General features: G+C 68.3%; 18 protein-coding genes and 3 pseudogenes. 10 read left to right on the top strand and 11 right to left on the bottom strand.

The features are described 5' to 3' along the window. Position 1: 1 nt before the first annotated feature. Together D9X30_RS07400 and mdcH are read left to right on the top strand one after the other, a co-directional pair. Positions 2 to 658: a malonate decarboxylase holo-ACP synthase gene (locus D9X30_RS07400; protein ID WP_153947083.1), complete on the top strand. Its 657-nt coding sequence runs from the start codon at positions 2 to 4 to the stop codon at positions 656 to 658. After that, complete coding sequence (mdcH, locus tag D9X30_RS07395; protein ID WP_153947082.1) at positions 643 to 1,566, top strand: malonate decarboxylase subunit epsilon; 924 nt, start codon at positions 643 to 645, stop codon at positions 1,564 to 1,566. Before D9X30_RS07400 ends, mdcH begins: the two co-directional genes overlap by 16 nt. 163 nt (positions 1,567 to 1,729) lie before the next feature. Here the strand turns inward: mdcH and D9X30_RS07390 are convergent, their stop codons facing one another. Beyond that, positions 1,730 to 2,623, bottom strand: a complete 894-nt coding sequence (locus tag D9X30_RS07390; RefSeq protein ID WP_153947081.1) for a LysR family transcriptional regulator — start codon at positions 2,621 to 2,623, stop codon at positions 1,730 to 1,732. Between the two features lie 139 nt (positions 2,624 to 2,762). Between D9X30_RS07390 and D9X30_RS07385 the strand changes: the two genes are divergently transcribed. From D9X30_RS07385 to D9X30_RS07375, 3 genes and pseudogenes are all read left to right on the top strand, one after another. Next, positions 2,763 to 3,896, top strand: a complete 1,134-nt coding sequence (locus tag D9X30_RS07385; RefSeq protein ID WP_153947080.1) for a TauD/TfdA family dioxygenase — start codon at positions 2,763 to 2,765, stop codon at positions 3,894 to 3,896. 100 nt (positions 3,897 to 3,996) lie between these two features. Then, positions 3,997 to 4,950, top strand: coding sequence for a tripartite tricarboxylate transporter substrate binding protein (locus D9X30_RS07380; protein WP_153947079.1), 954 nt, complete (start codon positions 3,997 to 3,999; stop codon positions 4,948 to 4,950). Between the two features lie 117 nt (positions 4,951 to 5,067). Beyond that, a pseudogene (locus D9X30_RS07375) lies at positions 5,068 to 5,880 on the top strand (YoaK family protein); the annotation flags it as partial. Positions 5,881 to 5,977: 97 nt separating this feature from the next. Here the strand turns inward: D9X30_RS07375 and D9X30_RS07370 are convergent. The 5 genes and pseudogenes from D9X30_RS07370 to dsdA all read right to left on the bottom strand — a co-directional run bounded on the left by D9X30_RS07370 (position 5,978) and on the right by dsdA (position 11,015). Then, a complete protein-coding gene (locus D9X30_RS07370; protein WP_153947077.1) occupies positions 5,978 to 6,898 on the bottom strand; it encodes an alpha/beta fold hydrolase in 921 nt (306 codons plus the stop codon). An 18-nt stretch (positions 6,899 to 6,916) separates the two neighbouring features. Then, a pseudogene (locus D9X30_RS07365) lies at positions 6,917 to 7,107 on the bottom strand (acetate--CoA ligase family protein); the annotation flags it as partial. Positions 7,108 to 7,109: 2 nt separating this feature from the next. Next, the gene (locus D9X30_RS07360) at positions 7,110 to 8,585 is read right to left on the bottom strand and encodes an amidase (protein ID WP_153947157.1); all 1,476 of its coding nucleotides are present in this window, start codon (positions 8,583 to 8,585) and stop codon (positions 7,110 to 7,112) included. A gap of 74 nt (positions 8,586 to 8,659) precedes the next feature. Beyond that, positions 8,660 to 9,639 (bottom strand): annotated as a pseudogene (locus D9X30_RS07355) (Bug family tripartite tricarboxylate transporter substrate binding protein). A 47-nt stretch (positions 9,640 to 9,686) separates the two neighbouring features. Beyond that, positions 9,687 to 11,015 carry a D-serine ammonia-lyase gene (gene dsdA / locus D9X30_RS07350; protein ID WP_153947076.1) on the bottom strand — a complete coding sequence of 443 codons (1,329 nt, stop codon included), beginning with the start codon at positions 11,013 to 11,015 and terminating at the stop codon, positions 9,687 to 9,689. Positions 11,016 to 11,110: 95 nt separating this feature from the next. Between dsdA and D9X30_RS07345 the strand changes: the two genes are divergently transcribed. Then, complete coding sequence (locus D9X30_RS07345) at positions 11,111 to 12,061, top strand: LysR family transcriptional regulator (RefSeq protein ID WP_153947075.1); 951 nt, start codon at positions 11,111 to 11,113, stop codon at positions 12,059 to 12,061. Between the two features lie 22 nt (positions 12,062 to 12,083). Here the strand turns inward: D9X30_RS07345 and D9X30_RS07340 are convergent, their stop codons facing one another. The 3 genes from D9X30_RS07340 to D9X30_RS07330 all read right to left on the bottom strand — a co-directional run bounded on the left by D9X30_RS07340 (position 12,084) and on the right by D9X30_RS07330 (position 17,275). Next, positions 12,084 to 13,301, bottom strand: a complete 1,218-nt coding sequence (locus D9X30_RS07340; RefSeq protein ID WP_153947074.1) for a bifunctional alpha/beta hydrolase/OsmC family protein — start codon at positions 13,299 to 13,301, stop codon at positions 12,084 to 12,086. Positions 13,302 to 13,401: 100 nt separating this feature from the next. Next, the gene (locus D9X30_RS07335; RefSeq protein ID WP_153947073.1) at positions 13,402 to 16,311 is read right to left on the bottom strand and encodes an HD domain-containing phosphohydrolase; all 2,910 of its coding nucleotides are present in this window, start codon (positions 16,309 to 16,311) and stop codon (positions 13,402 to 13,404) included. A gap of 40 nt (positions 16,312 to 16,351) precedes the next feature. Next, positions 16,352 to 17,275, bottom strand: a complete 924-nt coding sequence (locus tag D9X30_RS07330) for a LysR family transcriptional regulator (RefSeq protein WP_153947072.1) — start codon at positions 17,273 to 17,275, stop codon at positions 16,352 to 16,354. Positions 17,276 to 17,388: 113 nt separating this feature from the next. Between D9X30_RS07330 and D9X30_RS07325 the strand changes: the two genes are divergently transcribed. Both D9X30_RS07325 and D9X30_RS07320 read left to right on the top strand, forming a co-directional pair. Next, positions 17,389 to 18,129, top strand: coding sequence for an SDR family oxidoreductase (locus D9X30_RS07325; protein WP_153947071.1), 741 nt, complete (start codon positions 17,389 to 17,391; stop codon positions 18,127 to 18,129). Between the two features lie 223 nt (positions 18,130 to 18,352). Next, positions 18,353 to 18,874, top strand: a complete 522-nt coding sequence (locus D9X30_RS07320; protein WP_153947070.1) for a MarR family winged helix-turn-helix transcriptional regulator — start codon at positions 18,353 to 18,355, stop codon at positions 18,872 to 18,874. 35 nt (positions 18,875 to 18,909) lie between these two features. Here the strand turns inward: D9X30_RS07320 and D9X30_RS07315 are convergent, their stop codons facing one another. Continuing rightward, on the bottom strand, positions 18,910 to 19,395 hold the full coding sequence (locus tag D9X30_RS07315) for a hypothetical protein (protein ID WP_153947069.1): 486 nt from the start codon (positions 19,393 to 19,395) through the stop codon (positions 18,910 to 18,912). Positions 19,396 to 19,729: 334 nt separating this feature from the next. Here D9X30_RS07315 and D9X30_RS07310 point away from each other — a divergent pair, with 334 nt between their 5' ends. Continuing rightward, positions 19,730 to 20,086, top strand: a complete 357-nt coding sequence (locus tag D9X30_RS07310; RefSeq protein ID WP_194946487.1) for an ElaB/YgaM/YqjD family protein — start codon at positions 19,730 to 19,732, stop codon at positions 20,084 to 20,086. 26 nt (positions 20,087 to 20,112) lie between these two features. Here D9X30_RS07310 and D9X30_RS07305 read toward each other — a convergent pair whose 3' ends face one another. Further along, positions 20,113 to 21,057 (bottom strand): LysR substrate-binding domain-containing protein, encoded by a 945-nt coding sequence (locus tag D9X30_RS07305; protein ID WP_153947067.1) that lies wholly within the window; start codon positions 21,055 to 21,057, stop codon positions 20,113 to 20,115. 111 nt (positions 21,058 to 21,168) lie between these two features. On the opposite strand from D9X30_RS07305, the gene D9X30_RS07300 reads away from it, so the two are divergent. After that, positions 21,169 to 22,428 carry an MFS transporter gene (locus D9X30_RS07300; protein WP_153947066.1) on the top strand — a complete coding sequence of 420 codons (1,260 nt, stop codon included), beginning with the start codon at positions 21,169 to 21,171 and terminating at the stop codon, positions 22,426 to 22,428. Positions 22,429 to 22,438 lie beyond the last annotated feature (10 nt).

Below are 22,438 nucleotides of genomic sequence, written 5' to 3'. Positions count from 1 at the left end.
CATGCACGTCCGGCCGCACGACCTGATCTGGCTGCGCGATCCCGCGGCGTTCATCGCCGAGGGATCGCTGCCGGAATGGGCCGATGCGGATTGGCTGGCGCAGGCGCCGCTGGTGGTGCGCCGCGACCGCGACACGGCCGGGCGCCTTCCGGCGCGTATCCCGGTAGGGGTCCGGGGCCGCACTCGCGCGCAGCGGTACGCCGGCTGGATCGACGCCAACCAGTGCGCGACGGTGGTCTCGCCATTCGACATCGCCCGTGAAGGCTTCTGGCGCCTGCATCCGCGCCGTGACGAGATTCCGGCGCTGCACGCGCTGGATGCACTCGCCCGGCAGCTGGGCGCATTGCCGCAACCGTGGGGCGTGACGGGCGCCGTCGGCTTTACGCTGGCTTCCGGCATCGACGTGCTGCACACCGGAAGCGATATCGACTTGCTGCTGGACGCGTCCGAGCCGCTATCGCCCGCCACGCTGGCAACACTGCAATCGGTGATCGATACCCATACCGATACCGTGCGGCTCGACATCCAGGTGGCCACCCCGTACGGCGCCTTTGCGCTGCGCGAACGGTTGCGTACCGGGGGGCGCGTGCTGCTGAAGACCGACACCGGCCCCGTGCTCTGCGACGACCCCTGGCGCGCGCCATGCCAACCCTGCTGACCTTTCCCGGCCAGGGCGCCCAGCGCCCCGGCATGCTCCATGCGCTGCCCGATCATCCCGCCGCGGCGCGTACGCTGGCCGAAGCCAGCGACGTGCTGGGCGCGGACATCCTGCTGCACGACAATGCCACGTATCTGGCGCCCACGGTATCGGTACAGCTCTGCCTGCTGGTGGCGGGCGTGGCCAGCGCCCGCGCCCTGCTCGACGATGGCGCCGAGGCCCATGCCGTGGCCGGGCTGTCGATTGGCGCCTATGCGGCAGCGGTCACGGCCGGCGTGCTGCCGTTTGCCGATGCCGTACGGCTGGTTGCACAGCGTGGCAGGCTGATGGAGGCCGCCTATCCGTCGGGCTTTGGCATGACTGCGATCCTGGGGCTGGAACAAGGGCCGCTGGAAGCCGTGGTCGCCGATGTGCATCGGCCCGGCATGCCGGTCTATATCGCCAACTACAACGCCGACACCCAGTTGGTCGTCGCCGGATCGGACGCGGCCATGGCGCGCGTGGCGGCGCTGGCATTGGCGGCAGGCGCGCGCTCGGTGCAGCGGGTGGCGATTGCGGTGCCGTCGCATTGCGCGTTGCTGGACGATGCCGCCGCGACGCTGCAGCGCGCCTTTGCGGACATCGCGTGCCGCCGCCCGACGCTACGCTACTTCAGCGCCAGCGCGGCGCGCGAACTGCGCGACCCGGCGCGCATTGCCGAAGACCTGGCGCGCAACATGGCGCTGCCGGTGCGCTGGCATGAAACGATGCTGCTGGCACGCGCCTGCGACATGCGGCTGGCGGTGGAAATGCCGCCCGGCAATGTGCTGACCCGCCTGTGCCAGCCGCTGTTTCCGCAAGCACTGGCACTGGCGGAAACCCGCGCGGACAGCGTGCGGCTGCTGATGGCACGCGAGGCAGCGGCCTGATCGCGGCTTTCCACTCCCACCTGCGGCCCATCGATTGCGGCTCCCCTCTCCCACTCGTGGGAGAGGGGCTGGGGGAGAGGGCAACGACGCCCTGCTTGCCGACATATCGCATGTCGACGCGCAACGCCCCCTCCACCCCTGCCCGCCCAGAAGGGCCAAGAAATCACAGCATCTGGTCGCGCGGCGTTTTCAACGTGGCCTCGACCGCCTCGCGCAGCGCCTGCAACAGCCGGCTGTCCTCGTCCGCCTTGCGCAGCACCAGCGACATCTGCAGCACCGGCGCGTCCGGCCCCAGGCGGATGCGGCGCACCGGGTAGCGGTCCACGACGGTGGGGTCCATCAGTTGCACCACCGACACCCCCAGGCCCGCGCTGACCATCGCCACGATGGCCGTCACGCTGTCGAATTCCATCGCGCTGCGCTTGTCCGGCAGCAGTCCGTGGACGTGGCGCGCCGCCATCGCACCCGACACGGTGGCACGGTCATAACGGATCCAGTCGTAGCGCGCCAGCAGTTCGGCCGGCGATTCGTTGCGGCTGCCGGCGTCGGGCGGCGCAATCAGCATCAGTTCGCGGGTCGCCACCGGATACCAGCGCAGGCTGGCCACGCGGCCCGATTCGGGGCGCGCCACCACCGCCGCGTCGAGCTGGCCGGCCTTGACCATCTCCATCAGGCCCGTGCTGCGGCCCCGCAGCGGCTTGACCGTCAGGCGCGGATAGCGTTCGCGCACGTAGCGCAACGTACCCGGCAGCAGCACCGGCTGCATCGATTCGATCACGCCGAGCCGCACCGCGCCTTCCACCGCCACGCTGGCCCGCCGGCGCAGCGTGTTCAGGTGCCGCAGCCCCCCTTCCATCGACGCCGATACCTCGCGCGCCAGCGCATTGGGGCGCACCTGCAGCCCGGAGCGATCGAACAGCGGCTGTCCCAGGTATTGCTCCAGCTGCTTCATCTGCATGCTGACCGCGCTCGGCGTCAGATGCATGGTGGCGGCCGCCGCCGCGAACGACCCTTCCTCGATCACCGCCGCCAGCGTGGCGAAGGTCTCCAGCTTCATCAAGATTCCTTATCAAGGACGTCAAACAACATCACTTTTTCTTGGTACCAGCCAAGCATAGACTGGCTTCACGACATCGCGCAAGGCTGTCACAGCCCCACTCAACCCCTGGCCTGAACCGATAAAGAAGACGATACCGATGCCTGCACAACGCCCCCAAGCCTGGCGCGCTGCCGATGCCCAGCGCGACACCTCCTGGATCCTGCGCCTGACGGCCGCCGACGTGGCCAGCTTCGATCACGCCCTGGCCCACGCCAAGGCCGTCGGCAAGGCGCCGCTGGACATGACCCGTGACGACTTCCCGCTCGACGACGGCGCACGCCAGACGCTGGCGCGCGCGGTGGACATGACGCAGGGCCGCTGGGGCATGTGCCTGGTCAAGGGCTTTCCGGTGGATCGATGGAGCGAGGACGACACCCGTCTGGCCTACTGGGGCATGGGCCTGCATATGGGCGTGGCCCGCACGCAGAACCGCGCCAGCGATTTCATGAACGATGTGCGCGACGTGGGTGCGGCCTACAAGACCACCAACGGCCGCGGCTACAACACCAACGCCGGGCTCGACTTCCATACCGATTCGGGCGATATCGTGGGCCTGATCTGCCGCCGCGCCGCCAAATCGGGCGGCGAAAGCAAGGTGGTCAGCTCGATCGCCCTGCGTGACGCGGTGGCCCAGCGCCGCCCCGACCTGATCCCGGTACTGCAGCAGCCGTTCTACTACAGCTACCAGGGCGCGCAGGACCCGTCCCAGCCGCCCTACTACCCGTTGCCGATCCTGGGCAGCCACCCGACGGCCTTCGCGTTCCGCATCAACCGCAAGAACGTGGTGGCCGCGCAGCGCGACTTCGACGACGTGCCGCGCCTGACCCCGGCGCAGATCGAGGCACTGGACCTGCTCGACACCTTGCTGACCGATCCCGAGCTCTGCTTTGCCATGCAGCTCGAACAGGGTGACATGCAGCTGCTGAACAACTACGTGACCGTGCATTCGCGCACCAATTTCGAGGACTACGAGGAATTCGACCGCAAGCGTCACCTGCTGCGCCTGTGGCTGGCCGTGCCCGGTTCGCAGCCGCTGCCTGACGACTGGGCCGTCTACTTCACCGACGTGCGCGCCGGCGCCGTGCGTGGCGGCCTGCGTGGCAGCGCCCGCAGCGCGGCATTCGATGCCTTCGAGCAACGCCAGGCCGCCACGATGGGCATGCCGTTGATGCCCTGGCCGGCAAGTCCTGCGGACCGCGCCGCCGCCAGCACGGCGGCGACCACCGCCTGATATCGCAGAGAAGGCGGCCGGCGGCCTGCTGCCGTGACGTACCCCTCACGGCGCCCGACTGACGAGGCGCCGGCTTCATAAAGAGAAACGGAGACAACCCATGCAACGACGCGACTTTCTGGCGCTGCTCTCGGCGGCGCTGGTGTTGCCCCCCGACCTTCACGCCGCCGCGTCCGTGACCAGGCTGCTGGTCGGGGCCACGCCGGGCGGCGGCACCGACATCGTCGCCCGCTCGCTGGCGGCCGACCTGGAACAGCGCCTCAAGCACCCGTTCATCGTCGAGAACCGTGGCGGCGCGGCCGGCAATATCGCCGCCGTGGCGGTGGCCAAGGCCGAGCCCGATGGCGGCACGCTGCTGCTCAGCTACACCAGCCATGCCATCAACCCGGCCCTGTTCGAAAAGAAGCCGTTCGATCCGATCAAGGACTTCACGCCGATTTCGCTGATTGCCAGTTCCCCGCTGATCCTGGTGGCCCGCCCCGGCCTGGAGGCGAACAATGTGCGCGAGCTGATCGCGCTGGCCAAGGCCAAGCCCGGCAAGATCAGCCTGGCCGTGGCCGGCGTGGGCAGCGCCAACCACCTGGCCGGCGAGATGCTCAAGCACGAGGCCGGCGTCGATATCGTCAGCGTCCCGTACAAGGGTGCCGGCCCGGCCGTGGCCGACGTCGTGGGCAGCCAGGCCGACCTGCTGCTGGGCAACGTGGCCACCGTGCAGCCGCTGCTGCAGGCCGGCAAGATCAAGGGGCTGGGGGTCAGCTGCCCGCAGCGGCTGCCGGCGTTTCCGAACCTGCCGCCAATTGCCGATGTGATCCCGAATTTCGATTACCGGTCGTGGTATGGCCTGCTCGGGCCGGCCGGCATGGCGCCCGAAACGGTCAGGGAACTGGAAGCCGCCGCCGCAGCGGCAGTGGCATCGCCGGCCATGCGCAAGCGGCTGACCGGCGAGGGGCTCGACCCGGTTGGCAACAGCGCCGCACAGTTCACGCAGTTCCTGCAGGGCGAGATCACGCGATGGGCCAGGGTGGTGGCGGTGACACACACGCGCCTGACCTGAAGCCTCCGCTGGCCGCAGGCCTGTATGCGGCGCGCAACTGCCCGTGCTCGAGCGGGATGCACACGCTGCCCTCGCGGTCGTATGATGGGGGCTTCCGTCGCCCCCGCCCTTACCGCCATGCCACTCGGGTATCTGCGCAGTCTGACCGCCCACCGCCGCAACCCGGTGTCAAACCGCCGGCTGGCCAGGGTGCTGTGTTTCGTGGCCGGCGCCGCCAACGCGGGCGGCTTCCTGGCGGTCCATCAATACACCTCGCACATGTCAGGGGTGGTGTCCTCCATTGCCGACGAGCTGGTGCTCCATCGCTATGGCATGGTGCTCAACGGCATCGGCGCGCTGGCGTCGTTCATCGGCGGCGCGGCCTGTTCCGCCATGCTGATCCACTGGGCGCGCCGCGCGCGGCTGCGCAGCGAATACGCCATTCCGCTGCTGCTCGAAGCCTTGCTGCTGGTGGGCTTCGGCCTGCTCGGCACGCACCTGGACGACATGGAATGGCTGTTCGTGCCCGCCACGGTGATGCTGCTGTGCTTCATGATGGGGCTGCAGAATGCGCTGATCACCAAGCTGTCGAATGCGGAAATCCGCACCACCCACGTGACCGGCATGGTCACCGACATCGGCATCGAACTCGGCAAGCTGTGCTACTGGAACGGCCTGGCGCGATCCGGCGCGCCCGCTGGAGCGCGCTCCGGACCGCAGCCGGTGATGGCCGACCGGCAGAAGCTGCGGCTGCTGGCCGTGCTGGTGGGACTGTTCTTCCTGGGCGGAGTGGTCGGCGCGCAGGCCTTCAGCGCCATCGGCTATTCGGCCACCTTGCCGCTGGCGGCATTGCTGCTGGTCGTTGCCATCATGCCGGTGGCCGACGACGTGCTGACGCGTGCGCTGCTGCGCGCGCACCGGCACCACCTGGTCAGGCGCGCGCGCCGCTGGGGCGCGCGACGCCAGTTCATCGGGCCACCGCCACCACCTCGAGACTGATCAGGTTTGGTCCCGCGCCCGGCGCTGCGCATCGGTGGCGTCCACGGATTCAGGCTGCCTGGCGTGCCAGCCAGTCCAGCAGCAAGGTGTTGATCGCGTCGTGGGCCTCGTACTGGACCCAGTGCCCGGCGCCATCGATCACCACGCCCTGCCGGTGTGGCCGGCCATCGACCAATGCCGCCAGCACGGCCGACGGGTCGGCGGTCACATCGTGTTCGCCGTAGGCGATCAGTACGGCGCCACCGGCCTGGGCCTGGGACTGGGCCTGAAAGCGGTCCAGCGCGGCAGCCAGGCCGCCCGCGCGAGAAATCTGCTTGCTGCCAAAACGCGTGTGCCGGCAAGACTCGGTGTAGGCCAGCAGCGCCAGCGCATCGATCTTGTCGGGGTCCGCGATCATGAACGCCGCCACGTTGTGACGCATCGCCCCGGTCAGCGCGGCGGCATCGCCAGCGCGCCGCCAGTCCACCAGGTCGATGGTCTGGCGCCGCACGCCGCCGTGGCCGCCGGGCCCCATCAGCGCCAGGCCACGCACGTTGGGCAGTGCGCTGGCCAGGTAGGACGCCGTCAACCCGCCGAACGAAAAGCCCACCAGATCGACCGGCCCTTCCACCGGCAGTTGCGCGAAGCCGGCCGCCACGGTGGCCACCAGCGTCGCCATCTCGCCGTCGGCCGGATCGCCCGAGGCGCCAAAGCCGGGCAGGTCGGGCACCCAGACCGTATGCCGCGCGGACAGCGCCTCGATATTGCGCGCCCAGTGCAGCCAGCTGCCGTGCCCGCCATGCACCAGCAGCACATGCGGCCCCGCGCCAAAGCGGCGCCAGACGATGCGGCAGCCGTCGACATCGGTGGAATGGATATGCCCGTGCTGCGTCAGCCGGTGCACGAAGCCGGCCGCCTGGCGCACATCCGCCGCGCCTGCGGCTGCAATGGTGTCGATCGATTCCGCTTCACTGGCGGCCACATCCGTCATCCTGCGCTCTCCTGTCCGTTACGCGCCGAGCACCGCCACGCCGTCCGCCGCGCGAACGCCCGGGGACGCCGGCAGCACAAACACCGGGTTGATCCCGGCTTCCACGGACGTGGCCCCAAGGCGACCGCCATCCGCGAAAACGCCACGATAGCATCGACTAGCGCATCGACGTCGGCTTTCGGCCTTCCGCGATAGCCATCGCGCAGCGGGCTTAGACCGCCGACGCTTCCTTGCCCTGCTTCACCCTGGCGTCGAGCACCGGCGGCGCGGTAACGATCGACGTCAGCGCGGGCTCGGCCGGCTTGAGCGCGGCCAGGTCCGGCAGCGGGCGGCGCAGCGACGGAATGGCGGCGAATGCCTGCTCCATCGCGTGGGACACGCCCAGCGTCTCGTGGTCCTTGCGGAAACCCCCCACGATCTGCAGGCCGAACGGCATGCCCGCGTGATCGCGGCCGCACGGCAGCGACAGCGCCGGATGCGTGGTCAGCGTGACCACATACGTCAGCGACAGCCAGCGGTAGTAGTTCTCCTGGCGCACGCCATTGATCGATTCGGCGTAGAGCGATGTCCACGGGAACGGCGACACCGGCGTGGTCGGCGACAGGATCACGTCGTAGTCGCGATACAACGGCTGGAACCGCTGCAGGATGCGCGTCTGTTCGGCCTGCGCCCAGGCGCTGTCCACCAGCGACATGCGCGCGCCCATCTCGTAGTTGGCCCGCGTGTTCGGGCCCAGCTTCGACGGGTCGCGCGCGTAGGCGTCGCGCATGCCGGCCACGAAGCTTTCCGCGCGCAGCACGTCGAAGCAGCGGTGCGCTTCGCCCAGGTCGATATCGATGGCGTCGCAACTGCGGAACAGGTGACGCATCGCGGCGATCTTCTCGCGAAACGTGCGGCGGATGCCGTCATCGACATCGCAACAGCCAAAGTCTTCGGTGTACGCCACGCGCAGGCTGCCCAGGTCCACCGGCATCGGCGCCAGGAACGACAGCGGATCGAGCGGGTAGGTCAGCGGATCGCCTGCCGATACCCCGGCAGAGGCCGCCAGCTGCAGGCAGGCATCGGCCACGGTGCGGCCCATCGGTCCCACCACCGAGATCGGCGTCCAGCCCAGCAGCTTGCGCGAACTCGGCACCACGCCCGGCGACGGACGGAAGCCCACCACCCCGCACTTCGCGGCCGGGATGCGCAGCGCCCCCCCGGTGTCCGAGCCCGTGCAGACCGGCAGCAGGTCTGCCGCCAGCGCGGCAGCCGAGCCGCCCGACGATCCGCCGGCGTTGAGGTTCGGATTGAACGGATTGCCCGTGGCGCCCCAGACGTCGTTGCGCGAATTGGCACCGGCGCCCATTTCCGGGATGTTGGTCTTGCCGGCCACGATGGCTCCCGCAGCGCGCAGGCGCGCCACCAGCACATTGTCTTCGGCCGGCACGTTGTCGCGGTACAGCGGCGAGCCGTACGTCGTCAGCAGGCCCGCCGTGGCCTCCAGGTCCTTCACGCCGAGCGGCAGGCCGTGCAGCAGGCCCAGCGGCCTGCCATCGAGCACCGCCCGTTCGGCGGCGCGGGCTTCCTCGCGGGCGCGGTCGAAGCAGGTGGCGGTCACCGCGTTGAGGAACGGGTTCACCTGTCCGATCTGCGCGATGCACGCGTCCAGCAGCTCGACAGGCGAAATCTCCTTGCTGCCGATCATGCGCCGCAGCTCGGTGGCCGGGCGCGCCACCAGCGTCTTCTGTGCTTCGTTCACGACTGTCTCCAGAGGCCGTCTCAATCGGCCGTAATGTTCGCACGCTGTGCCGTGGCGCGCATCAGCGGCAGTTCCTTCGCAATCAATGCGGACACCGCCGCGCCGTTGCCGTCCAGCGGTTCGAAGCCCGCATGGGTCAGCGCCTTGCGCGTCTCCGGGTCGGCCATCACGTCGGCCAGTGCCTTTTCGAGCTTCAGCTTCACGTCGGCCGGCAGGCCGCGCGGCGCCACAAGCGCCAGCCAGGTGTCGGCGTCGATGCCGGGATAGCCGGCTTCGGCGGCCGTCGGCACGTCAGGCAGCAGCGCGGACCGCCTGGCGGTGGTCACGGCAATGGCCTTGACCTTGCCCGACTTCACCTGCGGGATCGCGGCGGCCACGGTATCCACCGTGAACGGGATCTGCCCGCCGATCAGATCGGTCATGGCCGGCGCGCTGCCTTTGTACGGCACGTGCAGCAGCTTCACGCCGGCCAGGTTGAACAGCATCTCGCCGGCGAACTGGGCCGTGGTGCCGCTGCCGAACGACCCGTACGTCAGCTTGCCCGGTTGCGCCTTGGCGGCGGCCACCAGCTGCTTCAGGTTGCTGACGGGCTGGTCCTTGTTGGCCAGCAGGATCAGGCCGGTGCGGCCCATAAACCCGATCGCCTCGAAGCTCTTCACGGGGTCGTACGGCAGCTTGGCTGGATGGCCGGGTTCACCGTGAACGTGGTGCCCGAACTGGCCAGCAGCGTATAGCCGTCCGGCGCGGCCTTGGCGACGTAGCTGGCGCCGACGATGGTGCCTGCGCCGGGGCGGTTGTCGATCACCACGGTCTGGCCAAGCTTGTCGCCAAGCTTCTTGCCGACCAGGCGCCCGATCACCTCCGTGGCGCCACCGGGCGGGAACGGAATCACAAGCTGGATCGGCTTGGACGGAAAGGTGTCCGCAAACGCCAGCGAGGCACCGGCTGCGAGGGTGCACGCAACGACGGCGTGGGCAATTCGGGAAGGCAAACGGGTCATGATCAAGCTCCGCAACGATGCAATCGAAAGATTGGTTCAGGGGACAATCAGGCGGCCAGCGCCGCGCCACGTTCGGCAAAGCGCGCGTATTCCTCGGGCGGCACGAACAGGCCGCCGGTCGTCCACACCAGATGGGTGGCATGGGCCATCGCGCCGTCCAGGTGGTGCTGTGTCAGGTAGGCGCGCCCAGCTTCGGTGCCGGTCAGCATGCCCGGACCGCTGAAGCCGGCCGCGGCGGATGGCTCGATGCGCAAGCCTTCGGCTTCGCGCACGCGATGGAGGTCGGCAAACAGGGTGTCGTCGGCCACGGTGCAGACCCCGGCCAGCAGCGCACGCATGGCCTGCGCGGCCAGCGCCGACGCCTGCGGCACGGCCAGCCCGTCGGCCTCGGTGCGGTTGGTCAGGCCCACGTCGTACACCGTTGCGCCGGGTGCCAGCATTTCCACCAGGAAGCACGGCGACTGCGTGGGCTCGACAAAGACCGGATGCACATGCGGGCCATAAAGCTGGCGCAATCCGAAGGCGATGCCGGCTGGCGCGCCGCCCACGCCGCATGGCAGGTAGACGAACAGCGGGTGCGCGGCATCGACCTTCACGTCTGCGCCGGCCAGCTGGTCGTGCAGATGCAGGGCGGCGGCACTGTAGCCCAGCATCAGCGACAGCGACCGTTCATCGTCGACGAAATAGCTGTACGGGTCGGCGTCGGCCTCGCGGCGGCCGGCCGCGACGGCTGCGGCATAGTCGCCCGTGTGTTCCACCACGGCCACGCCGCGCGCCCGCAGCCGGGCCTTCTTCCATTCCTTGGCGTCGGCCGACATGTGGACGGCCGCCCGGAAGCCCAGCGCCGAGGCCATCACGCCGATACTCAGCCCGAGGTTGCCCGTGGAGCCCACCGCCACCTGGTAGCGGCCGAACAGCGTGCGCGCCGGGGTTTCGGCCAGCACGCCGTAGTCGGCGTCACGCGTCACCAGGCCGTGTTCGAGCGCCAGCGACTCGGCAAACTCCAGCACTTCATGAATGCCGCCGCGCGCCTTGATCGAACCGGCCACGGGCAGGCTGTGATCGGCCTTGATCCACAGCGCGCCGGCCGAGGCCGGCAGACCAAGCGTACGCTGCATGGCCGGCGCTGGCAGCAGGTCCGATTCGATCCGCCCTGCGCTGCCCTGCAGTTCGGGAAACAGCCGCGCCAGCAGCGGCGCAAATCTGTCGAAGCGCGCCCGGGCGGCTTTCACATCAGCTAGACTAATGCCGCGCCCTTCCACGACGGTGGGGACGGCCGCAGCGTCGCTGCGGTGGGGGTTGCCCCAGAAGACCGGGCGGGCGGCCTGCAGATCGGCGAGCAGTTGTTGCGGGAAAGCGGAAAAATCGGTCGGCATGAAGCAAGGAGAAGCGGGAGAGGGGTGACTTCATTCTTGTCCCATTGCACCGTCGTGACAAACCATTTGTACTGATCCGAGCATTAGCCTGACTAATGGCCAACACGCTTTCTGCATCATTATTGGGCTGGCTGCGCTGTTTTGAGGCGGCGGCCCGACATTGCAACTTCACGCAGGCGGCTGCCGAACTGTGCGTGACCCAGGGCGCGGTCAGCCAGCAGGTCAAGCAGCTGGAGCAATGGCTGGACCGGCCGCTGTTCCTGCGCACGCCGCGCGCGCTGGTGCTGACGCCGGAAGGTGAGCGCCTGCGCTTTGTGCTGCGCGAGTCGTTCCAGGCCATCGAAGGCACGCTGACGCAGTTGCGCAGGCCGCGCGACAAGCAGCCCATCGCGCTGTCGTGCTCGCCGTCATTCGCGATGGTGTGGCTCACGCCAAGGCTGGGCAGCTTCTTCCGCCAGCATCCGGACATCGGCTTGCGCGTCTATGGCGAATTCCACGCGCTCGACCGCTCGCGCATGCTGCGCGACGGCACCGAGGCCGCCGTGCGCTTCGATCCCGGTGGCTATCCGGACCTGAAGGCGCATCAGTTCCTGGAGGAATGGCTGATCCCCGTGGCCAGCCCCGCCTACCTCGACGCGCACCCCGAACTGCAATCGCCCGAAGGCCTGCGCGCCGGCATGCTGCTGCACGACGTAACCCCGTGGGACGGCGCCGGCGAGTTCGAGGAATGGCAATGCTGGCTGCGGCACGCCGGCCTGACCCTGCCCGATGCATCGGCCGGCCAGCGATTCAACCTGTCGCAACTGGCCATCAATGCCGCGCTGGCCGGGCAAGGCGTCGCCATGGGACGTTCCGCGCTGGTGCTGGAAGACCTAGAATCGGGCCGCCTGGTGGACCTGTGGGGCATCCACGCACGCAGCCACGCGTCGTACCACTTTGTCTGCGCGCACGGGCAGACCGCCCAGGTGGCCGAAGTGGAAGCCTGGCTGGTGGCCGAGGGCGCGGCATTCGACGCCGCGCGCCGGCGTGTGCTGGGAATCGGCTAGGGCGCGTGGCTAGCGCAGGTGGCTAGGCCTGCATCGTATCGATGTGGACCTCGGATTCCAGCGTGCGATGCACCGGGCACTTGTCGGCGATGGCCATCAGCGAGGCGCGCTGCTCTGCGGTCAGCTCGCCACTGATCGCGATGCGCCGCTCGATCCGGTCCACCATGCCCGCGGTGGTCTCGCAGTTGGCGCAGTCCTTCGCGTGGATCTTTTCGTGCCGCAACTGCACGGCCACGTGTTCCAGCGGCAATGCCTTGCGTTCGGCGTACATGCGCATCGTCATCGACGTACAGGCACCCAGCGCCGACAAGAGCAGCTCATAGGGATTCGGGCCGGCATCGTCGCCGCCCAGCGCAGCGGGCTCGTCGGCAACGAATGCATGGCCGCCCACGCGTACGGTCTGCTGGTATCGGCCCCGATGGCGCTCGGCCACCACCACCACGCCCGGCTCGGGAATTTCGGCCTGGACGTCCTCGGTCAGCGTCGGCAGGTAATGCTGCGCCCATGCCGCGATCATGCTGGCCGCATACGCCGCGCCGGCGCGATTCTGCAGCAGGTGGTCGGCGCCGTCCAGCGCCACATAGCTCTTGGGCTGCGCGGCGGCCTCGAAGATTGCCAGGCCGTTCTGCACTTCCACCGTGTCGTCGGTCGGCGACTGCAGGACCAGCAGCGGCTTGCCCAGGTGGGCCACCTCGTCGAGCAGCGTGTGACTGGAAACATCGTCGATGAACTGCCGCGCGATGCGGAACGGACGCCCCGCCAGCTTGACCTCCAGCTCGCCTTCGGCGCGAATGCGCTCGACGTTGTCGCCCAGCAGCCCCAGCACATGGCGCGGATCGCTGGGCGCGGCGATCGTAACCACGGCTCGCAGTTCGGGCAGGCGGCGGGCCACGCCCAGCACGGCGGCACCGCCCAGGCTATGGCCGATCAACAGCGTGGGCGCCTGGCCGCGCGCACGCATATACATGGCCACGGCCTCCAGGTCGGCCAGATTCGACGAGAAATTGGTGCTGGCGAAATCGCCCTCGCTGGCGCCGATGCCCGTGAAATCGAAACGCAATACGGCAATGCCCTGGGCCGTCAGTGCCCGCGCGATGCGCGTGGCCGCCAGGCTGTCCTTGCCACAGGTAAAGCAGTGCGCAAACAGCGCATGCGCGCGCACCGGGCCGTCGGGCCATTCCATCCGGCCGGACAGCGTACCGCCCTGACTGCCGGGAATCTCGATTTTCTCGACGCTCATCACCGCCCCCTCGACACGCGTTGCGCGAACTCCCGAAGCATAGTCCACGCACCGGTTCCGCGTGAGGGCGCGCCATCGGCGCGGCACCCTGGAGCCTGGCTCAGGCCATATCGATCAGCGCGGGGTCCATGTAGCGTTCGGCGTAGGTGCGATGGATGCCCGCCGCGATGAACAGGTCGAACAGCTCGGCGTCGATATGCTGCTGGTCGCGCAGCCGGGTCATGATGCCCACGGCTTCGGACAGGGTCTTGGCCTTCTTGTATGGGCGGTCGGCAGCCGTCAGCGCCTCGAAGATATCGGCGATCCCCATCATCCTGGCCAACGGGCTCATCTGGTCGCGTTTGAGACCACGCGGATAGCCGGTGCCATCCATCTTCTCGTGATGCCCTCCGGCAATCTCCGGCACATCGCGCAGATGCTTCGGAAACGGCAGGCGCGACAGCATGATCTGCGTCTGCACGATATGGTCCTCGATCTTGAATCGCTCCTCGGCGGTCAGCGTACCGCGCGATATCGTCAGGTTGTGCAGTTCGCCACGGTCGTAGAGAAACTCGGGAGTGCGAAGGCGGAACCCCCACGGATTGATGTCGGCGATCTGGTCCCTTGCGGCACGTTCGATCCGATGATCCGGACGGTCGGCCAGCAGCGGCTCCATGACCGGCAGCGGCACGGCCGGCATGCTGTTCCGGCGGGTCAATTCCTCGTGCGAGACGCCGAGCCGGTCGTCCAGCGTGCGCCGCCAGGTCCGCGTGGCGATCTGTCGCAGGCGGGCCTGGTCCCCGGCATCCATCTGTTCGCCGCCCACATTGCACGCCGCCACGAACGCGAACTCCTCGTCAAGCTGGCGCAGCAGCCCATCCCGCCGCTCGCGCGCGGCCTGCGGGTCTTCGCCATCGGCCACGGCCTGCAGGCAGGCAATTTCCGCGTCGCGCTTCAGCACCTCGAAGCGCATGCGCACTTCGTGGATGCGGTCGTGCAGCGTTTCGAGCTTGGTGGCCTTGTCGATCACGTAGTCGGGCGTGGTGACCTTGCCGCAGTCATGCAGCCACGCGGCCACGTGCAGCGCCTCCCATTCCGTTTCGGTCAGGTCGAACGACCGGTACGGCCCTTCGGTGGCATCGCAGGCGGCCCGGGCCAGCAGCTTGGCCAGTTCCGGCACGCGCGCGCAGTGACCGCCGGTGTGCGGGCTCTTGGCATCGATGGCGCCTGCCAGCAGGCGGATGAACGCATCGAACAGGTCGCGCTGCGCCGTGGTGAGCTCGCCCACCTCCAGCGCGCCGGCAGACAGGCTGGCCATGGTGCTGGCAAATGCCAGCTGCGCGGCTTCGATCGGCGTATCGCGCAGCACCAGCACGACGCCCAGCAGCGCCTGCTGGCGGTTGATCAGCGGAATGACGGCGGCGTGTACCGGCGCGGCGCCCGCCAGCACATCGAGCCGCGCGGCGGCCACGTCGGCCGATGTCAGATGGCCGGCGCGCGCCGTGCCTTCGCGCACGGCCGTGCGCACCAGCGCCAAGGTGTCGTGCGCCAGCGTCTCGCGCATCGTGGTCACTTCGGTGCCACTACGGTCGAAGCCCACGGCGGGACGCAGGCCTTCGTCCTCACTGGCGGCCAGGTACAGCGCCCCGGCCTGTCCGCCTGCGGCGCTCAGCGTCTCCTGCAGCAGCAGCGGCAGCAGCCGGTCGAGGCGGTGCTCGGCCGATACGGCCCCCATGACGTGCAGCATGCGCTGGATGGTGCCGCGCATCTGGTCCATCGTTATGGCCAGATCGTTCACTTCGTCAATTTGCGAGCGGACCGACACGGGACGCACGAAATCGAAGCGGCGGATGGCGTCGGCCTCGGCGGCCAGCGATTGCAGCGGCCGCGCCACGCTGCGCGCGACCAGCCAGGTGACCGGCAACGCCAGCAGCAGCACCAGCCCGGTCATGACCATGCCCCACGCGGCGTGTTGCCGGGCATCGTGCAATAGCTCGGCCTGCGGAATGGCGGATACCAGCAGCAGCGAATTGGGGTCCTTGGGGTCCAGCCAGTCCACCGACGTGTACCAGTCTTCGCCATCGGCGCGTTCCAGCAGCATGGGGTGGGCGACGGCCTGCGGGTCGCCGGGCGCCGCCACCTTGACGGCAAGGCCGGTCAGTACGGCCAGGCCGTAGTCCTCGGGACGACCGGCCGGATCCATGATCACGGTATCGGGCGCGGCCACGGAATCGGGCGTCGTACGGTTGATGGCGACGAGCTTGCCCTTGCGGTCCAGCAGCGCCAGCACCGCGCGTGGCGTCAGCGTTTCGTGGTTCAACAGCTGGCCCAGCGCGTCCAGCCGGAAGTCCCCGCCAACCACGGCCTGCCCGTCAGCGGTGCGCAAGGCCAGCGTGGCACCCGATTCGCGGTCGGAATAGAACATGTACGGATCGGTGCGCACCAGCGTTCCGGACGCCATGGCCGAGGCGTACCAGGGCCGCGTGCGCGGGTCGTAGCGCCCGGCAAAGTCGGCGGCATCGGCCTCGCCGACCGCATCCAGGTCAGACGCCAGGTAATAGTACCGACCCACTGCGCGACCGCTGTCGCGGTCCACGCTTTGCACCAGGAATGCCGCGCGCGGCGGCGCCTTGTAGGCGGCACGCTCGCCCTCGTCGCGCAGCGGGCGCATATAGAAGAAACTGCCGTCCGCGTAGCCGATATACAGCGCCTGCAGGATCGGCGAGCTTTCCAGCGCGTCGCGCATCAGCGCCATGCGCTGCTTGCGCTGCGCCAGCCACCTGGCATCGGCCAGCGAACTGTGGCTGAGCAGCCGGACCGCCATCTGGGCGGGCTGCAACAGGTTCTCGACTTCCTCCAGGCTCTCGCGGCTGACGCGCTGGGTGGTGTCCGTGACGGACCGCTCTAGCGCGTCCTTGGTCATCACGTAGTTGATGCTGCAAATCAGCGCCCCCACCAGCAGCACCAGCGAGCCGAACCACGTCCAGATATGGAAATGGAGCCGCACGCTCCGTCGCACTGCCGTTGCCATACAGCCCCTCCCGATGTGGGGTGCTTCGTGAAATGACAGTTCAGCGTCCGTCGAATCTGCGCGCCAGGCCTTTGCGCTGGAAGGCATCGACGACGAATTCGATGAACACGCGCGTCTTGGGCGGCAGCAGCTTGCGGTTGGGATAGTAAAGCGCCAGAGGGCCGTTGTCAGCACACCAGCCAGGCACCAGGCGCACCAGGTCGCCACGTTCCAGCCATGGCGCGGCATGCGGCATCGGCAGCAGCGCCACGCCCAGGCCCTGCATCGCGGCGTGGGCCATGGCTTCGGGGTCGTCGAAGATCAGCCGGGTACGCGGCTCGGCCAGGGCTTCCTCGCCAATCTGGTTGCGCAGGTTCCACAGCCGCAGGCGGCCGGTGGAGGCAGACCGGCGCACGATGCCGTCAAACGCGGACAGGTCAGCCGGATGCTTCGGAAGGGTCTTCCCTGCCAGATAGGCGGGGGAGGCTACCGCCACCACGTAGGTCCGCGCCAGTTCGCGCGCCACCACGCCCTCGGTCAGTTCGATGCCGCCGCCGATGGCCGCGTCGAAGCCGCCGGCAATCAGGTCCACGCTCCGGTTCTCGAAATGCCAGTCGGGAACGATGGCCGGATACATCGCCAGGAACTCGCCAAGCAATGGCACCAGGTATTCGCGCCCAAACGCCACGCCCATGCTGACTTTCAGCACCCCGGCGGGCTTGCCGTCATCCTGCGCGGCGCTGGCAAACGCATCGCGCAACGTGGAATAGGGGTCGGACACCTGCCGGAAGAACTGCTCCCCGCCCATGGTCAGCGTGAGCTTGCGCGTGCTGCGCTGGAACAGCCGCAGCCCGAGGTGGTCCTCGAGCCGGGCCACGTTCTTGCTCACGGCGGCCGGCGTCAGGCCGAGCCGGCGGGCTGCAGCCGAAAAGCTGCCAGTTTCGGCACTCTGGATAAACGATTCGAGCAGGTTCAAGGCTTCCATGGCGGCAAGCTTATACCAATGGTTGAAAAAGTTGATCCGGATTTATGACTACCGGTAGGGGATCGCACAAACCATACTTCGTTCACCCACCCTCTCTCAACAAGGAACCGATCATGACCTCGCTCTCGAACAAAGTTGCCTTCGTAACCGGCGGTGCACGCGGCATCGGCGCCGCCGTGGTACGCCGCCTGGCCCGGGACGGCGCCGCCGTCGCCTTCACCTACCAGAGCTCCGGCGCCGCCGCGCAGGAACTGGTGGAGTCGATCCAGGCAGCCGGCGGCCGCGCCAAGGCCTATCGCGCCGATGCAGCCGACGCCGCCGCGCTCACCGACGCCATCAACGATGCCGCCGTGCATTTCGGCAAGATCGACATCCTGGTCAACAACGCCGGCGTGCTGTTCCTGGGCGCGGTCGAGGACTTCTCGCTGGAAGACTTCGACAAGACGCTGGCCGTCAACGTCCGCGCCGTGTTCGTGGCCAGCAAGGCCGTGCTGTCGCACATGGGCGAAGGTGGCCGCATCATCAACATCGGCAGCACCAACGCCGACCGCATGCCGTTCGCCGGCGGCGCCGCCTACGCCATGAGCAAGTCCGCCCTGAAGGGCCTGGTGCAAGGCCTCTCGCGCGATCTGGGCCCGAAGGGCATCACGGTCAACAACGTGCAGCCCGGCCCAGTCAACACCGACATGAACCCCGAGAACTCCGACTTCGCCGCATCGCTGCATGGTCTGATGGCCCTGCCGCGCCATGGCCACCCGGATGAAATCGCAAGCATGGTCGCCTATCTGGCGGGCCCGGAAGCCAGCTTCGTCACCGGCGCCAGCCTGAACGTGGACGGCGGCTTCGCGGCGTAACGCCTTGCGTCGGTCGCCCGGCGCGCAAGCTCCGGCATCGTCGTTCCGGTCAGCATGGCCCCTCCGCCGCTTGCGGTCGAGGGGCCATTGACCGTCATGCGCGCACGCATGCGGGGCAGTTGCAACACGTACGGCGCCACAAAGTTGCGAACAACAAGCGGTGTGAGACAATCGCAGGCGTTTTCCGGGCCATTGCCCGGCATACCTTTTTAACGCCCCGTACATGTCCAGCACTACCCAGCACATTCCGGCTACCACCGAGGGCATCGATCCCTGGTCGCACCTCGACGAAGCCGGCACCGGGCTGAACGTCAACGACTTCCTGACCACCATGCTGAGCCAGCTTGTGACCGCCCTGCGCAGCAGCGTCACCGAGCCGTATGCGACGCAATTCGACCTGACCGTGCCGGAATGGCGCATTCTGGCGCTATTGGCCCACGGCGAGCCGATGTCCTTCGCGGAACTGGTCAAGCAATCGACGTCGGACAAGGCCCTGGTCAGCCGCACGCTGCGATTGCTCGAAGACCGTGGCCTCGTCACGCTGGAATCGGAGGGCACGACGCCGCGCAAGCGCCTGTCCTGCAAGATCAGCGAAGCGGGGGCGGCCCTTCATGCACAGGTGATTCCACTGGCGCGGCGCGGCCAGGCTTCCGTGATCCGGCTGCTCACGCCCGAGGAGCGGCAGGGTCTCTATGCTGGCCTGCGCAAGCTGCACGGGATCTGCACGGGCCCCGGCAAGGCATAGCAGCACCGTCGCCAGCCACTGGGGCACCGGCGTAGTTAGCGGCGCCTGGCGACGTGATCGAGGACGCGATCCAGCTTGGCGTCCATCGTTGTCAGTTGCACCTCGACCTTGTTCAACCGCTCGTCGGTCCGGTCGGCTCGCACTTCCAGGCGTTCCAGCCGTTTGTCCATGGCAGCGAACCTGCCGTCATAACGCTGGTCCATGGCAGCCAGCTGGCCGTTGAACCGCTTGTCCATCTCGTCGAAACGCATATTGATGCGCTTGTCCAGTTCCTCGATGCTCCGCGTCACGGCAACCAGCTTGTCTGCCATCGACGCGTTGATCGTGGTCATGATGTAGAGCACGAACGTCACGCCTGCGCCGACCATCGCCAGAACGGGCGCCCACTCCGCCACACCGAAGCGGCCCGGTGGCGGCCCGCCTGCATCGCCCGGTGCCCGCGACCTGCCCCGGCGCGGCTTCGCATCGATGGCGTCGTTGGCGCAGTGTTCTGCCATTTCGGCAGTTCGAAGAATCCTCATGATTGACCCCTGAACGAAAGTTGCCCGTCGGTGGCCCGCGCCGTTTTGGGCGGACTTCATCACACGGAACAACCATACCGCAGCGGCCGGAAAGCCGATATCGTATTTGTCTCATCGCGGCCAGATTCAGATTGCTCTCATATGCCGCGAGGCACACGACGACCCCATGGTCGCGTGCACCCAGCGCGCCATGGCGCAAATTACAAACGTCGGTAAGTCGGCGCTGCCAGTTGCCCGGTCAAGTGGCCGCAAGCCACGCGGCGCCCGTGCATTGGCCGCTGGTATGAAACCTGCGCCAGCAGATTTCCGCATACGCACCCAGCGAGGAGACGCCATGGCCGCCTTTGACCCCAACGACACCAATGTATCCAGCAACCAGCAGAAGCTCCAGGCCGATACCCGGCAGCTTGCCAAGGATCTCGATGACCTGCTGGCCCAGCTGCCAAACCTGACCGGCGAGGCCATCGAAACCGCCAAGCAGACCTTCCTGGCGAAGGCCGCGCAGGGAACGGACAAGCTGGCATCGATCAAGGCATCGGTCAGCGACAGCGTGTCGCGCGGCCAGGAATGCGTGACCGACTATACGCACCGGGAGCCGATCAAGGCGCTGGGCATGGCGCTGGGAATTGGCGTCCTGCTGGGCGCGTTGCTATGCCGGCCGACCCGGCATGGCGAGCGCTACGATGACTGACGCGCGGGCCCTGGCGGCTGGCTGAATCAGGCTGCCAGGGCGTCCGGCACCGGCGTGCCGGGCAGCGCCGCGCGCAGGATGTCGGCAAGCCGCTCCACCTCGGGCGGCATCGTGGCCGACGCGCGCACCATCGCGAGCGACATCGACGGCAGCGCAGGCAGGCCATGTTCGCCGGCCTGCAGCGCCCGCACGCCCGCGGGCAATCCGTAGCGCGAGCGCACCGTCAAGCCCAGCCCCGCAGCGGCGGCAGCCCACAGCCCGCCAAGATTCGGGCTCGAAAACGTGATTCGCCACGGAATACCTGCACGGTCCAGCGCCGCCACCGCGGCCGAATGAAACTGGCATGGGCGGTCGAAGGCCACCAGCGGCAACGGCTCGCCATCGTCCGGCTGCCAAGGCATCGTCGCCGCGCCGGTTGCGGCGCCGACCCAGCACATCGGCACGTCGTCGATCCGTTCCACGTACCGGTGCCCCATCGCGTACCCGGCCACATCGTCCGATACGGCGGGATGCATGTCGGCCCACACCAGCGCCAGATCGCACCGTCCGCTGTCGATCCGCTCCAGCAAGTCGGCATTGCGGGACACCACCGCCTCGATGCGCACCCTTGGGTGGGCGCGCGCGAAGCGGCCCAGCACTTCTGGCAGCAAGCCTTCGCCGAATTCCTCCTGGAGCCCCAGGCGGATGCCGCCCGACAGGTCAACCCCGCGTACCGCGCTGACCGCTTCGTCGTTGAGCTCCACAAGACGGCGCGCGTAACCCAGCATCGCCTCGCCCGCGGCCGTCAGCGCCAACCCGCGCCCGGCCTTGCGGAACAGCGGCGTGCCGGCCTGTTCTTCGAGCTTGCGGATCTGGGCGCTGATGGCCGATGTGGACCGGCCCACGCGATCCGCCGCGCGGGCAAAGCTGCCAAGTTCCATGCCGGCCAGCAAGCTGCGCAACGCAGCCAGATCGAGATTGGTTCGGGACATCGCAACCATCCTGTTTTATCGAACGAATCGTGAAGAATTTTCCGATTTTCAGGATGAATTCTCGGTGACAGACTGGATCACGTCAAACAGCTCCGGGATCGCCTGTCACCTATGTCCTCGCAAACCGTTCCGCTTCCCGTACCGCCGGCCCGGCGCCTGACCCCTTCCCATCGTTGGAAGGTATTGGGCGTCGGCGTGGCGGCCAACGCCAGCGTACTGGCCGCCGTGGGCGGCATTCCGACCACAGCCGTCTGGATGCGCACGGGCTACCACCTGGACACCGCGCAAGTCGGCCTGGCCGTCGGCGCGATCGGCCTGGGTACCGCGCTGTCCGAACTGCCGTGGGGCCTGGCCGCCGACCGCTGGGGCGACCGCCCGGTGCTGCTGGGCGGACTGGCCGCCACCAGCGCGGCGCTGCTGGCGATGGCCCTCTGGCTGTCGCCCATGACCGGGCCCTCCGCGCATATCCCCTCACTGTCGTGGCTGGTGGTGGCCATGACGCTGGTCGGGCTGGTGGGCGGCAGCGTCAACGGCGCCAGCGGGCGCGCGGTCATGCGCTGGTTTCACGAAGGCGAACGCGGGCTCGCCATGAGCATCCGCCAGACTGCCGTGCCGATGGGCGGCGGCATCGGGGCGCTGACCCTGCCATGGCTGGCGTCAACCGTCGGCTTTACCTGGGCTTATGGGTGGCTCGCGCTGTTGTGCGGCGTCTCCGCCCTCCTGACCTGGTGCTGGCTCCATGAACCGCCCGACTTCCAGGCCACCTCCGTGGCGCAGTTGCGCAGCCCGAACCCGCTCGGCCGGGCAGGCATCTGGCGCATCGTGCTGGCCATCGGTCTGCTTTGCGTGCCGCAATTCGCAGTGCTGGCCTTCACCTCGATCTTTCTGCATGACTACGCACAGGCCGGGCTGGGTGTGATCACGACCACGCTGGTCACGATCCAGGCCGGCGCGATGCTCACGCGCATCTGGAGCGGCCGCTGGACCGACCGGCACGGCAATCGCCGGACCTATCTGCGTGCCTGCACGCTGATCGCGGCGATTGCCTTCCTGCTGCTGGCCGGCTGCGTGCACGGCAGTGCGGCGGATGGCCGGTGGATGGCGCTGCTCCCGGTGGTGCTGACGCTTGCCGGTATCGCGGTATCCGCCTGGCACGGCGTCGGCTACACCGAACTGGCGGCCATGGCCGGCGCCGACCGGGCGGGCACCTCGCTCGGCATGGCCAACACGGTGGTGTTCTTCGGTTTCTTCGTCACGCCGCTTGCGCTGCCGCACTGGCTGGCGCTGACTTCATGGCCAGTCGTCTGGGCAACGACGGCCGTGGTGGCGCTCGGCGCCTGGCCGCTCTTTCCGCGGCCAGCCAGCCGCTGAAGCCGGGCCG

It is taken from the genome of Cupriavidus sp. U2 (assembly GCF_009663685.2).
Classification (GTDB): domain Bacteria; phylum Pseudomonadota; class Gammaproteobacteria; order Burkholderiales; family Burkholderiaceae; genus Cupriavidus; species Cupriavidus necator_C.
The sequence above is the reverse complement of the archived record's forward strand: the minus strand, read 5'-3'. Positions and strand labels throughout refer to the sequence as shown.

Coding starts and splice junctions, on each gene's coding strand:
- D9X30_RS07400 (WP_153947083.1), top strand. CDS start 2: ATGCACGTCCGGCCGCACGACCTGATCTGGCTGCGCGATCCCGCGGCG.
- mdcH (WP_153947082.1), top strand. CDS start 643: ATGCCAACCCTGCTGACCTTTCCCGGCCAGGGCGCCCAGCGCCCCGGC.
- D9X30_RS07390 (WP_153947081.1), bottom strand. CDS start 2,623: ATGAAGCTGGAGACCTTCGCCACGCTGGCGGCGGTGATCGAGGAAGGG.
- D9X30_RS07385 (WP_153947080.1), top strand. CDS start 2,763: ATGCCTGCACAACGCCCCCAAGCCTGGCGCGCTGCCGATGCCCAGCGC.
- D9X30_RS07380 (WP_153947079.1), top strand. CDS start 3,997: ATGCAACGACGCGACTTTCTGGCGCTGCTCTCGGCGGCGCTGGTGTTG.
- D9X30_RS07370 (WP_153947077.1), bottom strand. CDS start 6,898: ATGACGGATGTGGCCGCCAGTGAAGCGGAATCGATCGACACCATTGCA.
- D9X30_RS07360 (WP_153947157.1), bottom strand. CDS start 8,585: ATGATCGGCAGCAAGGAGATTTCGCCTGTCGAGCTGCTGGACGCGTGC.
- dsdA (WP_153947076.1), bottom strand. CDS start 11,015: ATGCCGACCGATTTTTCCGCTTTCCCGCAACAACTGCTCGCCGATCTG.
- D9X30_RS07345 (WP_153947075.1), top strand. CDS start 11,111: ATGGCCAACACGCTTTCTGCATCATTATTGGGCTGGCTGCGCTGTTTT.
- D9X30_RS07340 (WP_153947074.1), bottom strand. CDS start 13,301: ATGAGCGTCGAGAAAATCGAGATTCCCGGCAGTCAGGGCGGTACGCTG.
- D9X30_RS07335 (WP_153947073.1), bottom strand. CDS start 16,311: ATGGCAACGGCAGTGCGACGGAGCGTGCGGCTCCATTTCCATATCTGG.
- D9X30_RS07330 (WP_153947072.1), bottom strand. CDS start 17,275: ATGGAAGCCTTGAACCTGCTCGAATCGTTTATCCAGAGTGCCGAAACT.
- D9X30_RS07325 (WP_153947071.1), top strand. CDS start 17,389: ATGACCTCGCTCTCGAACAAAGTTGCCTTCGTAACCGGCGGTGCACGC.
- D9X30_RS07320 (WP_153947070.1), top strand. CDS start 18,353: ATGTCCAGCACTACCCAGCACATTCCGGCTACCACCGAGGGCATCGAT.
- D9X30_RS07315 (WP_153947069.1), bottom strand. CDS start 19,395: ATGAGGATTCTTCGAACTGCCGAAATGGCAGAACACTGCGCCAACGAC.
- D9X30_RS07310 (WP_194946487.1), top strand. CDS start 19,730: ATGGCCGCCTTTGACCCCAACGACACCAATGTATCCAGCAACCAGCAG.
- D9X30_RS07305 (WP_153947067.1), bottom strand. CDS start 21,057: ATGTCCCGAACCAATCTCGATCTGGCTGCGTTGCGCAGCTTGCTGGCC.
- D9X30_RS07300 (WP_153947066.1), top strand. CDS start 21,169: ATGTCCTCGCAAACCGTTCCGCTTCCCGTACCGCCGGCCCGGCGCCTG.